Origin of the sequence: Aeromonas sp. HMWF014, from assembly GCF_963878295.1 — a bacterium.
In the GTDB taxonomy this organism is placed as follows: domain Bacteria; phylum Pseudomonadota; class Gammaproteobacteria; order Enterobacterales; family Aeromonadaceae; genus Aeromonas; species Aeromonas popoffii.
In genome coordinates, this window is record NZ_CAWNYS010000432.1 from 1 (window position 1) to 13,360 (window position 13,360).

The window sequence follows — 13,360 nt, forward strand, 5'->3', positions numbered from 1 at the left end:
GGGGAGCGGTGCGACCGAAGGCGCCCCCGTCTACCTGAGCCAGAGCGAGCTGGATGCCAGGGAGCAGGCTCTCACCGACTTCCCGGCCATGGCGGCAGTCAAGGCCTCCATCGCGACCAGTGACAATGCCGTGGTCGAGGCGGTGGCCCCCGGCCTGCCGCTCAACCCCGCCAACGTCAAGCGGGTCGAGGGGGTGATCAGCGAGTCGCAGTTCAACTTCCTGTTCCCGCTGCGGGCCCCGGAATACACCTACCGCGGCTTCCTGCAGGCGGTGGCCAAGTTCCCGGCTTTTTGCGGCGACTACAGCGACGGACGCAATGCTGAGGCCATCTGCCGCAAGTCGCTGGCCACCATGTTTGCCCACTTCGCCCAGGAAACCGGCGGTCACGAGAGCTGGCGACCCGAGCCCGAGTGGCGCCAGGGGCTGGTCTGGGTGCGGGAGATGGGCTGGACCGAGCAGATGCGCGGCGGCTACAACGCCGAGTGCCGGCCGGATGTGTGGCAAGGCCAGCAGTGGCCGTGCGGCAAGTTCGAGAACGGCGAGTTCAAGAGCTATTTCGGCCGTGGCGCCAAGCAGCTGTCGTACAACTACAACTACGGCCCCTTCTCCGAGGCCATGTTCGGCACAGTGCGCACCCTGCTGGATAACCCGGAGAGAGTGGCGGACACCTGGCTCAACCTCGCCAGCGCCGTCTTCTTCTTTGTCTATCCACAGCCGCCCAAGCCCTCCATGCTGCACGTGATCGACGGCACCTGGCAGCCCAATGCCCACGACCGGCAGAACGGGCTGGTGCCGGGCTTCGGGGTCACGACCCAGATCATCAACGGCGGGGTGGAGTGCGGCGGCGCGGCCGAGCATGCCCAGTCCCAGAACCGCATCACCTACTATCAGGCCCAGGCCCAGTATCTGGGAGTGCCAGTGCCGGCAGACGAGGTGCTTGGTTGCAAGAACATGAAGTACTTTGACGAGGCGGGTGCGGGCGCCTTGCCTATCTATTGGGAGAATGACTGGAGCTATGTGCCGGGCAACCCCAATGGCGGCAAGAGCTATGCCTGCAAGCTGGTGGGTTACCAGACCCGTTTCAGTGCCTTCAAGGCGCGGGACTACAGCCAGTGCGTGCAGCACTTCTTCCCCGAGGTGGTGATCGAGGACAACGGCGGTGGCAGCAACCTGCCGCCGGTAGCCAACATCAGCGGCCCGAGCGAGGCGTTGGGCGGCGCGACCGTGCTGCTGTCCGGCCAGGGGTCGAGCGATCCGGAAGGCAAGCCGCTCGACTACGCCTGGACCCTGCCCGCTGGCGCCACGGCGTCGGATCTGACCCAGCCCACCCTGAGTACCACCCTGCCAGCTACGCCGGTCAGCGATACCCGCTACGGTTTCGTGCTCAAGGTCACCGACGAGAAGGGGCTCAGTCGCAGTGCGACCCATGAGACCCTGATCAAGGGCAGTGGCGGCACTACGCCGCCGGATGGCAACCCTCCTTACAAAGCAGGTACGGCCTACAAGGCGGGGGACAAGGTGAGCAATCTGGGGGGCAACTACCAGTGCAAGCCTCACCCCTACAGCGGCTGGTGCGCGGGTGCGGCCTGGGCCTATGAGCCTGGCAAGGGCACGGCCTGGGAGGATGCCTGGATCAAGCTGTGACGACTGTATGCGTGCAATAAAAAAGGCCCGTCAGGGCCTTTTTTCATGGGAGGATGCGCCATCAGAGCGGCTTTTGCCACAGGCTAAGCAGCAGATCCTGTTCCAGCTCGTCCGGTCCCTGCTGGGTAAAGGCGTGGCGCTGTTCACCGCTGGCGCGCCAGCCGAGGCGGCTGGTTTCCAGGATGAAGCTGCGCAGGGAGTGATCCATGGTCATGGCGAATTGGCAACGCTCCTGGCCCAGAGGGGTGAGGCCACCGAGAGTGGGCCAGCTCAGCGGGTGCTCCATGCTCACCGGGTTGAGGCTGACCCTCAGCTGCCACTGGTGGCGTGGGCCCGGTTGCAGGTAAAGCAGGTAACCACCCGGAGCCAGCCAGCTGACCAGCTGCTCTGTCTTGATCTTGAGATCGTTGACCAGCAGTACCTGGGCCGTGCCCGGTTGCAGCGGGGCGCGCGCCGGATCGGCGATGACGAACTGGCCCTGTGGTTGTGCCTTGTTGGCGGCGAAGATGGCGTTCTTGGCCAGATCGAATCCGCCAAATTGCCACTCGGGCAGGCGTTCGGCCAGGGCGCGGCAGTAGTAGCCTTCGCCGCAACCCAGGTGGATCAGCTCGCGGGGGCCGAGCGGGGCGAGCAGGGCCGCCATGGCATCCACCAGCGGCGCCTGGTGACCCTGTTCCAGGAAGTTGCGCTTGGCGCGCATCAGGGCGCGGCTGTCACTGTCCTTGGGGTTCTTCTTGCCGGGAATGAGATCCAGATAGCCTTCCGGAGCCGGATCGAAATGGTGCTTGTTGTCGCAATAGACCCCGCGGGATGCTTCGTGAAGATGCAGGGGGCTGCGGCAAAGGGGACATTGAAGGTGCATACACACTCGCTTGGTTGAGGCCGGGGAAGGGCGTGCAGGATTATAGGGGAGACGATCAGAAAAGGCTGCCGTGGCAGCCTTTTTTATCCAACGGCCCCTGTGCTGAGCCGTCAGGGAACCCTGTCAGCGGGTACCAAACACCACTATTGTCTTGCCGTGGGCGGAGATCAGCTCCTGCTCTTCGAGCATCTTGAGGATCCGGCCGACGGTTTCGCGGGAGCAGCCAACGATCTGGCCTATCTCCTGACGGGTGATCTTGATCTGCATGCCATCCGGGTGGGTCATGGCGTCCGGCTGTTTGGCCAGATTGAGCAGGGTCTGGGCGATCCGGCCGGTGACGTCCAGGAAGGCCAGGTTGCCGACTTTCTGACTGGTGTGCTGCAGTCGAGTCGCCATCTGAGCGGAGAGACGCATCAGGATTTCCGGATTGACCTGGATCAGCTGACGGAACTTCTTGTAGGAGATCTCGGCTACTTCACAGGAGCCCTTGGCGCGCACCCAGGCGGAACGCTCCGGAGTCTCGCTCTCCTCGAACATGCCCATCTCGCCCAGGAAGTCGCCCTGGTTCAGATAGGAGAGGATCATCTCCTTGCCTTCATCGTCCTTGATCAAGACGGCCACAGTGCCCTTGACGATGTAGTAGAGGGTTTCCGCTTTCTCACCCGCATGGATCAGGGTGCTCTTGGCGGGATACTTATGAATGTGGCAGTGCGACAAGAACCATTCCAGGGTGGGATCGCTTTGCGGTTTGCCAATGACCATGAGAATTCCTCTGTAGTGTCTTTTTATGGACTCGTGCGTCCGGGCAAGCTGCCAACCTTGCCATTCCTTGTATTAGTCGCAGTAGGATAAGAGCCTTTGTCTGTGCTGACAAGGCTTTGAGGGCTTTTGCCAGATCCCCTTGTTGCCCATTGCGCTATCTCGCCCATTTTAGGGAAGATGGCGGCATCAGATGTTGATTTTGATCTAGTTAGCCTGCAAGTTCGCGAAAATAGCGGACATGTGCCGCTGCCGCGCCGTCTGGGGTATGCTATGTCACTCAGAACTGTCGTTATTTAAGAGGAAATGTGAGATGAAAGCCAAGGTCAGCTGGGTGGAAGGCATGAAGTTTGTCGGCGAGAGTGAGTCCGGTCATCAGGTGACTCTGGACGGCGCCAACCCCGGCGAAGGTGCCAGCCCGATGGAGATGATCCTGCTGGCGGTGGGCGGTTGCAGCTCAATCGACGTGGTCTCCATCCTGGAGAAGGCGCGTCAATCCGTGACCGCTTGCCATGTGGAGCTGGAAGGGCAGCGAGTGGAGTCGGTGCCGCGGGTATTCGAGAAGATCCACCTCAACTTCGTCGTGACCGGCAAAGGGCTGGCGGAGAAACAGGTGGCCCGCGCAGTGGATCTGTCGATGGAAAAGTACTGTTCCGTTTCCCTGATGTTGGAAAAAGCGGTAGAAATTACCCATAGTTATCAAATTCTTGAAGCCTGATAGCCACGACTCTGCCGATTGAATACCACCATGACATAAGGAAAGTGCAATGAAAAACATAACCCTGTTACTTCCTCTGCTGGGGCTGGCGGCCTGCAGCATGCCGCAACCAACCCAGTACCAGTACAGCCAGTACCAGTGCGGGGAAGAGCTGTTGGCCGTGGCCTATGATGCCCAGGCCGAGATGGTGCAGTTCCCCTATGCCGGCGTGTATCACAAGCTGGGACGGGTGGAAGCGGAGTCTGGTGAAAAGTATTCCGACGGTGTCACCACCTTCTGGAGGCAGGAAAAGCAGGTCCTCCTCACGCAAAAAGGGGTGACCCTGCTGACCTGTCAGCGCAAGTGATTGTCATGGTGTGATCGCAACGGCCTGCTCGCGCAGGCCGTTCTGTTTTATGAGGAAGGGCTTCGAATCAGCGGGTCGGCAGGGTGTTCAGCATCTGGCTGGCCAGTTGCTGGCTCAGCTGGCGGCGTGACGCCTCCGGGATGGCCACATCGCTGGCGAGGGAGATGGTGCTGCTCCACACCGCCTGCTGGGTACGCCGGTCGAGCAGCACTATGGCCAGGGTGCCCTTGCGATCGCCCGCTTTGGCCTGCAGCCCGGGGGTCATGCCGAGGCGGGCGAAGATCTCGCCATCGCTCAGATCCTTGCTGCCCGCGACGCCGATGGCGACCCAGACATCGGCCTCGGCGAGGGGCACACTTTGCCAGCCCTTGCTGCCGAGCACCTGATTGACTGCCTGCTGCACTGGCTCCAGCCAGCCCTCGGCATTGTCACCCGCATATTGGAACTGCTCGGCCAGCGCGTAGCGTGGCGTCGCCCCGAACGGCCAGTTGGTCGCCGGTCGCACCACCATGGTGCCCGGCTCGACGGTCGGTGCGGCGGGGCCGCTGCTGCAACCGCCCAGCAGGGCGGCCAATACCACAGAGAGAAACGCTAGCCGCATCATAAACTCCTTGGCTCAGGTGATCTTGCCGGTTTCAAGCAGTTGCTGGATTAGCGGACGCAGGATCAGCTCCATCGCAAAGCCCATCTTGCCGCCCGGTACCACTATGGTGTTCATCCGTGACATGAAGGCGCCATCTATCATCGACAGCAGGTAGGGGAAGTCCACCTGCTTGATGCCACGAAACCGTATCACCAGCATACTCTCGTCCAGACTCGGGATCACCTTGGCACTGAAGGGGTTTGAGGTATCCACGGTCGGCACCCGCTGGAAGTTGATGTGGGTGCGGGAAAACTGCGGTGTGATGAAATTGATGTAGTCATCCATGGAGCGGACGATCGAATCGGTCACCGCCTCGCGCGAATGCCCGCGCTCCGAGGTGTCGCGAATGAGCTTCTGGATCCACTCCAGGTTGACGATGGGCACCACGCCGATGAGAAAGTCCACGTGGCGGGCCACGTTGTGATCCTCTGTGACCACGCCGCCGTGCAGCCCCTCATAGAACAGCAGGTCGGTGTCGGCTGGCAGGTTTTGCCAGGGGGTGAAGGTGCCCGGCATCTGGTTGAAGGGCACCGCCTCGTCGAAGCTGTGCAGATAACGCCGATACTGACCGCTGCCGTTCTGGCCGTACTGCTGAAAGAAGGACTCCAGCAGACCGAAGTCGTTGGCCTCGGGGCCGAAATAGCTGATGTGGCGCCCCTGTTCGCGCGCCTTGCGGATCGCTACGTCCATTTCCGGTCGGGTGTAGCGATGAAAACTGTCCCCTTCAACCACGGCCGCTTTGTAACCCAGCTGATGAAACATGGAGCGAAAGGCGTTGGTGGAGGTGGAGGTGCCGGCACCGGACGAACCGGTAACCGCAATAATGGGATGCTTGGCCGACATAGAATTCTCTCTTCCTTGGGCGTTCCGTTATAAAGGCATGTTCCGAGTGCGGTCAAGTGCGCCGCTTGTCAGTACCGCTGCCCGACTGGTTCTCTGGCGTGACACTTGTTCCTTGGCACGCAGCGACGAAGGGGAGATGAGACGAGTGAGCAGGGGGAGCCGCATTATAAGAAAAGGGCTGACGAAGCAGCCCTTACACAGGGAGGATAGCGGGTACCCACCCGTGATGGATTAATGTGAGTTGTGCTTCTTGCTCGCCGGTTTTATCCCCACCATCACGGCCCCCAGCAGGATGAAGATCACCCCCACCGCCTTGCCAGGCTCCAGCGGCTCGGCAAAGATGCTGACCGCCAGCAGGTAGACCAGTGCATAACTGGTGCTGAGCAGGGGGTAGGCAATGTTGAGCGGGGTGGAGTGCAGCGCCGCCAACCAGCAGAGCAGCGACAGGGCGTAGCAGCCCACCCCGGCTGTGATGACCAGCAGCGGCAGCGGATGGGCCAGCATGATGGCGAGATCCGCCTGCCAGGTGGGCAACTGGATCACCCCCCACTTGATGGCGAGCTGGGCTAGGGTCACCAGCAGTATGCTGCCCAGCACATAGAGATAACCCTTCATCGCAGGCCTCCCTGTCACCGCAGGTTCTTTGCCAACGCCACTCATAGCCAACCTCCCAGCAAGAGGGCGCCAATGATGATGGCGCCAGCCCCCAGCCAGTTGTGATAGGTGATCTGCTCGTGAAAGAACAGCCGCGAGCCTATCAGCACCAGCACCAGATTGAGGCTGAGCATGGGGTAGGCCATGCTCAGCGGCAGCCGTTGCAGCAGGCAGATCCAGAGCAGCATGCCGCTGCCGAGGGCCACCACGCTGGCGATGAGCCAAGGTGACAACAGCTTCTGCCAGTGGCTGCACGGCTGGCGCTGCCAGCTGATGACCGCCTGCTTTTGCAGCATCTGGCCGCCGCAGGTGAGCAGGCACACCAGCAGGAGCAACAGTATGTCCATCACTGGGCCCCATGGTAGATGAGCAGGGTCAGCCGATGACTCACGCTCGTCTCGTCAGCCGGTGGCACCGGGCCCGTGTTGCCGTCCCGATCCGTCTTCATTAACAGGGCCACCTGACCTTTTTTACGTGCCTCGGCCAGCAAGGCCGGGAAGTCGGCGGGCGCCACGTAGCGCCCCTTGGCATCCGGATAGCCCAGCCCGTAATAGACCTCTCCCTTGCTGCCGAACAGGATGATCTCGCTGCGCCGGGTTTCCCAGGCGAGGGAGGAGGCCAGCCCCACATCGTTGGCCAGCAGGGTGTCGGATTGCATCAGCACGGCCTGGTTGGCTTCGATGAAGCGCTCCGGCAGCTTGGAATCGATCAGGGATTGCGGCAGCGCCCAGGGCAGCCCTATGGCCAGTATCATGGTGCAGAGCGCGCTTAGGGGCCAGCGGCGACTGACATCCTTCAGCTGGATGAAACCGAGCAGGGCCCAGCTGGCGAAGATGACCATGGCCACCGCCAGCGCCCCGTGATCCTCCTCGCCGTAGACGGTGTGGCTGGGAGAGAAGGCCAGCACGGCGAGCACCGCCAGGCAGATGAGGCCGAACAGGCCGTTCAGCCAGGCGTTGAGCCTGAATGCCTGCTCTTTCCCCTCTTTGAGCAGGTCGACAGCGCTGGCGGCCATCAGCATGGCCAGCGGGGCGTAGCAGAGCAAAATGTAGGTGATAAGCTTGCCCCTGGCGATGCTGAAGAACAGCAATGGCAGTACCACCCAGGCCAGCAGATAGAGGGTCTCAGGGCTTATCTTGCGATCCTGCCAGCCCTTGCGCAGTGCGCCGGGCAGCAGGCCAAGCCAGGGCAGGGTGCCGAGCAGTCCCATGGGCAAGTAGTACCAGAACGGCGCCTTGTGCTGGGCGTTGTCCGCCGCGAAGCGCTGTATGTGTTCAATCCAGAAGAAGTAGTGCCAGTAATCGGGCTCGCGCAGGTGCACGGCGATAGCCCAGGGGGCGGCCAGCAGGACCGCGCTCAGGATGGCCAGCGGCCCGAAGCGTACCAGTTCGAGCAGGCGGCGCTGATAGATGACGTAGGGCACTATGACCACCACGGGCACCGCCAGGGCGATGAAGCCCTTGGTGAGAAAACCCATGCCGCAGGCCAGGCCAAACAGCAGATAGCCGCCGACCCGGCTGCGCAGCGATCCCTCCTTGCGGATGATGTAGAAGCTGACCATGGCCGCGTTGAGCCAGAGGGTGACCATGGCATCGAGCACGCTGTAGGTGCCTATGCCGTAGACGATCAACAGTGACAGATAGATGAGCCCGGCAAGGAAGGCCTTGCGCCGGCACTGCCAAAGCTGCAGCGCGAACCAGACGATCAGCAGGGCGCTCAGGCCTGTGGCGGCGGCCGAGGCGAAGCGCACGGCGAAGTTGGTGTCACCAAACAGCTGCTGGCTGATGCTGTTGAACCAGTAACCGGCGATGGGCTTCTCGAAATAGCGCAAGCCCAGGAAGTGGGGCACGACCCAATCCCCCGTGCTCACCATCTCACGGCTTATCTCGGCGTAACGGTTCTCGTCGGGGCTCCAAAGCGGCCGCTGGTCGAGGGGCAGCAGGTAAAACAAGAGAAAGAACAGGGGCAGGGCCCACTTGGTCAACTTCATGACATCCTCTGTAGAATTGTGTGGTGAGCGCAATGGCGCATCATGACATCCGCGATGTGAGTAAGGGTCTAGACATCGGCCTTGCAGCCAAGCCATCCCTCTCGCCCCGGCAGGGTGCCGCGCACCAGCCGTCCGGCATCCAATTGAGCGGGATCAGGGGGTAACAGACTCCCCAGCGGGACAAAGCGGATGCCGCGAGCGCTAGCCTCGGCCAGCAGCGCATCGAACTGATCCGCCATGACGATCCCTTCCACCTCAGCGTGAATGGTGTAGACGTGAGGCGCCACCTGCGGCGGCGTGCAGAGCTTGTCCAGGATGAAAGCGTTGAACTGCGCCGTCGTCACCTCTGTGCCGACCACCTCGTCGAAGGTGGGCAGGTTGACCGGGATCTGCGGCGTACCCGGTCGGCCATCCTGCAGCAGGGGGCGAAACAAGCCGCTGCCACGGCAATCGCTGTTGTAGCGAAAGCCGAACGCCTCCTTGGCCTGGGTGGTGAGCGGGTCTGCCCGCCAGCCGGCGGCGGCGGAGCAATCCACCTCCCGCCCCAGGATCTGGTTGAGGGCATCCACTCCCAGCCTTGTCTGGTGAATAAGCGTCGCTTCATCCCAGCGGCCCGTATTGGCCTGCCAGCCGTGGTGATCCCAGGCGTGTAGCCCCACCTCATGGCGGGCGCTGTCGGTGTCGCGCATCAGGGAGCCCAGCTGCTTGCCGATGGATTTTCCGGGCCAGGCGGTGCCTGCCAGCAGAATATCCAGCCCATAGAGGGATGCCGCGTTGGAGCGCAGCATCTTGAGCAGGAAGCCGGGTTTGAGCAGGCGCCACAGGTGGCGTCCCATGTTGTCGGGGCCCACGGAGAAGAAGAGGCTGGCCTTGATCTGATGCCGGTCGAGGGTTTGCAGTAAGCGGGGAACCCCGTCACGGGTCCCCCTGAAGGTATCAACGTCGATCCGCAGACCCACATCAATCATGCTCGACTCCCTTGGTGACCGCTCCTTGCAGGAAGAAGTCCAGCGTCTTGCCGATGGTCTCTTCCATCTCGATGGTCGGTTCCCAGTCGATCAGCTTGCGTGCATTGCGAATGCTCGGACGACGGAGAGAGACATCCTGATAGCCATCGCCGTAGAAGGACTTGCTCTCCACCATCTTGAAGCCGGCAAACGGTGGGAAGTGGTGGCGCAGCGGGTGTGCCTCGAACTTGCCGAGCAGCACCTCGGCCATCTGCTGGATACTGGCCTCGTTGTCCGGGCTGCCGATGTTGATGATCTGGCCATCACAGCGGTTGCCCTTGTTCTCTATGATGCGAAACAGCGCCTCGATGCCGTCCTCTATGTCGGTGAAGCAGCGTTTCTGGGCGCCGCCATCCACCAGCTGGATCGGGGTGCCGTCCACCAGATTCAGGATCAGCTGGGTGATGGCGCGGGAGCTGCCGATGCGGGCTGAGTCCAGGCTGTCGAGGCGCGGCCCCATCCAGTTGAAGGGGCGGAACAGTGTGAAATTGAGCCCCTCTTTCTTGCCATAGGCCCAGATGACCCGATCCAGCAGCTGCTTGGAGACGGAGTAGATCCAGCGCTGCTTGTGGATGGGGCCGACGATGAGGCGGGATTCATCTTCATCGAAGCTGTGATCGTCGCACATCCCGTACACCTCGGAGGTGGAGGGGAATATGATGCGCTTGTTGTACTTCACGCAGTAGCGGACGATCTTGAGGTTCTCTTCAAAATCGAGCTCGAACACGCGCAGCGGGTTGCGGGTGTATTCGATGGGGGTGGCGATGGCCACCAGCGGCAGGATCAGGTCGCACTTCTTGATGTGATACTCGATCCACTCGGTGTGGATGCTGATGTCTCCCTCCACGAAATGGAAATGGGGGTGGTCGATGAAGCGTCCGAGCGCGCTGGCGCTGATATCCAGCCCATAGACCTCGTAACGGCCATCCTTGAGCAGACGCTCGGTCAGGTGGTTGCCGATGAAGCCGTTGACCCCGAGGATCAGCACCCGGGTCAATCGCTCCTTGCGCAGGGCACTGCTGGCTTTGGCGCCGAGCCGCATGCCTGCCACCAGGCCAAGTTCACGGGCGAGCTGTGCACCGCGCACATAGAGTCCCCCTTCCGCCTGACCGGCCACGATTTCCAGTACCCCTTCACCGCAGGCAATACGCAGCGGATCCTGGCTGAGGATGGTGCCGGGCAGCATGTCGCTATCCTGGGCTATGTGGGTTGCCTTCCACACCGTCAGCTTGCGATCCCCGGCGAAGCTGAAGGCGCCCGGATAGGGCTGGGTGACGGCGCGCACCAGGTTGTAGAGATCCCTGGCGGATTTATCCCAGTGCAGCTCGCCATCGGCCGAGGTGCGGCGACCATAGTAGCTGGCCTTGCTCTCATCCTGCGGGGTGAGCGAGATGTCGCCAGCGCGCAGCTTCGGCAGCTCGGCCTCGAGCAAGGTCTTGGCGGCGAGGCGCACCTTGCCGTGCAGGGTCAGCGCCGTGTCGGCGTCTTTTATCTCGACGGCCTGCTGGGCGACGATGTCACCGGCATCGGGCCGCGCCGTCATCTGGTGCAGCGTGATGCCGGTTTCGGTCTCGCCGTTGACCAGACACCAGTTGATGGGGGCACGGCCGCGATAGGCAGGCAACAGGGATCCATGGAGGTTGAAAGCGCCGGCGGAGGGGATATCCAGGATCTCCTGCTTGAGCATGTGGCGGTAATAAAAAGAGAAGAGAGCCTGGGGTGCCAACCCCTTGATGTGCTCGACCCAGAGCGGATGGTTGACATCTTCGGGGGAGTAGACCGGCAGACCGTGTTCGGCGCAGAGCTGGGCTACCGAGCCAAAGAAGCGGTGCTCGCCCGGGTCGTCGGCATGGGTGAAGACGGCCTGGATCTCGTAACCTGCCTCGAGCAGGGCCTCGATACCGGAGCAGCCGATATCATGATAAGCAAAGACGACAGCTTTCATTGTTCAGTTTCCTGTTGTGAAGGGGTAGCGGTGCGCACTATCTGATGGATGAAGTAACGGGGACGGGCGCGCACGTCTGTGTACATGCGGCCTATGTATTCCCCCAGCAGCCCCATGCCCAGCAGCTGTACGCCGACGAAGGTGAAGAGAATGGCAAAGAGGGTGAAGACGCCATCGGCGGCCCAGTCGGCGCCCATGACGAGGCGCATCAGGACCAGCAGTATGGAGAAGGTGAAGCCGAGCCCCGCCACCAGGCTGCCGACGATGCTGAGCAGGCGCAGCGGTGTGGTGGTCATGCAGGTGACCAGGTCATACATCAGGTTGATGAGGTGCATCAGGCCGTATTTGGATTCGCCGTGGGCCCGCTCGGCATGGCCGACTTCCAGCTCTATGGTGCGCCGGGCGAAGCTGTTGGCCAGGATGGGGATGAAGGTACTGCGCTCCTGGCAGCAGAGCATGGCGTCTATGATGTGGCGGCGGTAGGCCCGCAGCATGCAGCCGTAGTCGCTCATGTGGACGCCGGTCGCCTTTTGCACCGACTTGTTGATGAGTCGGGAGGCCGTCTTGCGAAACCAGGAGTCCTGGCGGTTGCGACGTACCGTGCCCACCACGTCATAGCCCTGCATGGCGGCCTCCACCAGACGGGGGATCTCCTCCGGCGGGTTCTGCAGATCCGCATCCAGGGTGATCACCAGATCCCCCTTGGCGGTCTCGAAGCCAGCCATGATGGCGGCATGCTGGCCATAGTTGCGATTGAGCAGCACCCCGACCAGCTTGCTGCCGGCTTTGGCGGCGGCCTCGCTGATGATCTCGGTGGAGCCGTCGTGGCTGCCGTCATCGATCAGGATCACCTCGTAATCCTGGGGCAGCCGTTCGCAGGCGGCGGTGACCCGGCTCAGCAGCATGGGCAGGCTGGCCTCCTCGTTGTAGACGGGGATGATCACCGACACCAGCTTGATATCTGTGTTGTTCACGTGTCGTTACTCCAATATGTCGGTGAGTACCGCGACCACACGGTCAACGTCGGCCAGCGTCATGTCCGGGAAGAGTGGCAAGGTGCACAGGCGCGATGAGTTCCACTCGGTATGAGGCAGGCTGAGTGCCGGGTAGCGCTCGCGGTAGTATTTCTGGGTATGGGCGGCCCGAAAATGCAGTCCTGTGCCGATACCGCGCTCCTGCAGAGCCTGCATCAGCCGATCCCGGTCCAGGCCGCAGCGATCGGGGTCGACCCGCACCATGAACAGGTGCCAGGCGTGCAGATGGGAATAGGCGGGCACGGCGAGCGGCATCAGCGGCAGGCCGGCCAGTTTTTCCTGATAGCGGGCCACCAGCTCGGCCCGTTTGGCATTGAGCTCGGGCAGGCGCGCCAGCTGCACCAGGGCGATGGCGGCGTTGATGTCGGTCAGGTTGTACTTGAAGCCCGGCGTTATTACCTCCGCCTGCGGTTTGCGGCCCAGCGTCATGCGATCGAAGGCATCCACCCCCAGCCCGTGAAACTTCAGCATGCGGGCCCTGTCCGCCAGCGCATTGTCATCGGTCACCAGCATGCCCCCTTCGGCGCAGGTCAGGTTCTTGATGGCATGGAAGGAGAAGATGGCGGTGCCGGTGGCGCCAATCCAGCGCTCCCGATAGCGGGTGCCGACCGCGTGTGCGGCATCTTCGATGACGGGGATGTCGTATTGTCTGGCCAGCTTGAGAATAGGGTCCAGATCGACGGGGGCGCCGGCGTAGTGAACCGGAATGATGGCCTTGGTGTTGACTGTGATGAGCGGCGCGATAAGCTCTGCGCTGGTCATCAGTGTGTCTCTGTCCACGTCGACGAAAACGGGTTCGGCGCCAAGCAGGGTGATGAGGTTGATGGTGGAGACCCAGGTCTGGGAGGGAGTGATCACCTCATCCCCCGGGCCTATCCCCAACGCCATCAGGGTGACGTGCATACCGGCGGTGG

General features: G+C 62.1%; 14 protein-coding genes. 3 read left to right on the plus strand and 11 right to left on the minus strand.

Annotation, left to right across the window (positions count from 1 at the left end; all coding sequences use genetic code 11):
• A partial coding sequence (locus AAC083_RS17050) for a chitinase (RefSeq protein WP_108537223.1) occupies positions 1 to 1,645 on the plus strand: 1,645 nt, incomplete at its 5' end.
• 61 nt (positions 1,646 to 1,706) lie between these two features.
• Here AAC083_RS17050 and AAC083_RS17055 read toward each other — a convergent pair.
• A complete protein-coding gene (locus AAC083_RS17055; protein WP_108537224.1) occupies positions 1,707 to 2,507 on the minus strand; it encodes a putative RNA methyltransferase in 801 nt (266 codons plus the stop codon).
• 123 nt (positions 2,508 to 2,630) lie between these two features.
• Positions 2,631 to 3,269, minus strand: a complete 639-nt coding sequence (crp, locus tag AAC083_RS17060) for a cAMP-activated global transcriptional regulator CRP (protein WP_042035044.1) — start codon at positions 3,267 to 3,269, stop codon at positions 2,631 to 2,633.
• A gap of 310 nt (positions 3,270 to 3,579) precedes the next feature.
• Between crp and AAC083_RS17065 the strand changes: the two genes are divergently transcribed.
• Both AAC083_RS17065 and AAC083_RS17070 read left to right on the plus strand, forming a co-directional pair.
• The gene (locus AAC083_RS17065) at positions 3,580 to 3,984 is read left to right on the plus strand and encodes an OsmC family protein (protein ID WP_005311765.1); all 405 of its coding nucleotides are present in this window, start codon (positions 3,580 to 3,582) and stop codon (positions 3,982 to 3,984) included.
• 49 nt (positions 3,985 to 4,033) lie between these two features.
• The gene (locus AAC083_RS17070; RefSeq protein WP_042035043.1) at positions 4,034 to 4,330 is read left to right on the plus strand and encodes an MliC family protein; all 297 of its coding nucleotides are present in this window, start codon (positions 4,034 to 4,036) and stop codon (positions 4,328 to 4,330) included.
• Positions 4,331 to 4,397: 67 nt separating this feature from the next.
• Here AAC083_RS17070 and AAC083_RS17075 read toward each other — a convergent pair whose 3' ends face one another.
• The 9 genes from AAC083_RS17075 to AAC083_RS17115 form a co-directional block, all read right to left on the minus strand.
• Positions 4,398 to 4,931 carry a DUF4136 domain-containing protein gene (locus AAC083_RS17075; RefSeq protein WP_042035042.1) on the minus strand — a complete coding sequence of 178 codons (534 nt, stop codon included), beginning with the start codon at positions 4,929 to 4,931 and terminating at the stop codon, positions 4,398 to 4,400.
• Positions 4,932 to 4,946: 15 nt separating this feature from the next.
• A complete protein-coding gene (locus AAC083_RS17080; protein WP_042035040.1) occupies positions 4,947 to 5,816 on the minus strand; it encodes a phosphoribulokinase in 870 nt (289 codons plus the stop codon).
• A gap of 231 nt (positions 5,817 to 6,047) precedes the next feature.
• The gene (arnF, locus tag AAC083_RS17085) at positions 6,048 to 6,476 is read right to left on the minus strand and encodes a 4-amino-4-deoxy-L-arabinose-phosphoundecaprenol flippase subunit ArnF (RefSeq protein ID WP_052449316.1); all 429 of its coding nucleotides are present in this window, start codon (positions 6,474 to 6,476) and stop codon (positions 6,048 to 6,050) included.
• Complete coding sequence (locus AAC083_RS17090; RefSeq protein ID WP_108537225.1) at positions 6,473 to 6,817, minus strand: EamA family transporter; 345 nt, start codon at positions 6,815 to 6,817, stop codon at positions 6,473 to 6,475. Before AAC083_RS17090 ends, arnF begins: the two co-directional genes overlap by 4 nt.
• Positions 6,817 to 8,460: a lipid IV(A) 4-amino-4-deoxy-L-arabinosyltransferase gene (gene arnT, locus AAC083_RS17095; protein WP_108537226.1), complete on the minus strand. Its 1,644-nt coding sequence runs from the start codon at positions 8,458 to 8,460 to the stop codon at positions 6,817 to 6,819. The genes AAC083_RS17090 and arnT overlap by 1 nt, the downstream gene beginning before the upstream one ends.
• Before the next feature lie 68 nt (positions 8,461 to 8,528).
• Positions 8,529 to 9,428 (minus strand): 4-deoxy-4-formamido-L-arabinose-phosphoundecaprenol deformylase, encoded by a 900-nt coding sequence (gene arnD / locus AAC083_RS17100; RefSeq protein ID WP_108537227.1) that lies wholly within the window; start codon positions 9,426 to 9,428, stop codon positions 8,529 to 8,531.
• The gene (gene arnA / locus AAC083_RS17105; protein ID WP_108537228.1) at positions 9,421 to 11,412 is read right to left on the minus strand and encodes a bifunctional UDP-4-amino-4-deoxy-L-arabinose formyltransferase/UDP-glucuronic acid oxidase ArnA; all 1,992 of its coding nucleotides are present in this window, start codon (positions 11,410 to 11,412) and stop codon (positions 9,421 to 9,423) included. The genes arnD and arnA overlap by 8 nt, the downstream gene beginning before the upstream one ends.
• Positions 11,409 to 12,386 carry an undecaprenyl-phosphate 4-deoxy-4-formamido-L-arabinose transferase gene (gene arnC / locus AAC083_RS17110; RefSeq protein ID WP_108537229.1) on the minus strand — a complete coding sequence of 326 codons (978 nt, stop codon included), beginning with the start codon at positions 12,384 to 12,386 and terminating at the stop codon, positions 11,409 to 11,411. The genes arnA and arnC overlap by 4 nt, the downstream gene beginning before the upstream one ends.
• Positions 12,387 to 12,392: 6 nt before the next feature.
• The coding region (locus AAC083_RS17115; RefSeq protein ID WP_258224741.1) for a DegT/DnrJ/EryC1/StrS family aminotransferase at positions 12,393 to 13,360 on the minus strand (968 nt) is incomplete at its 5' end.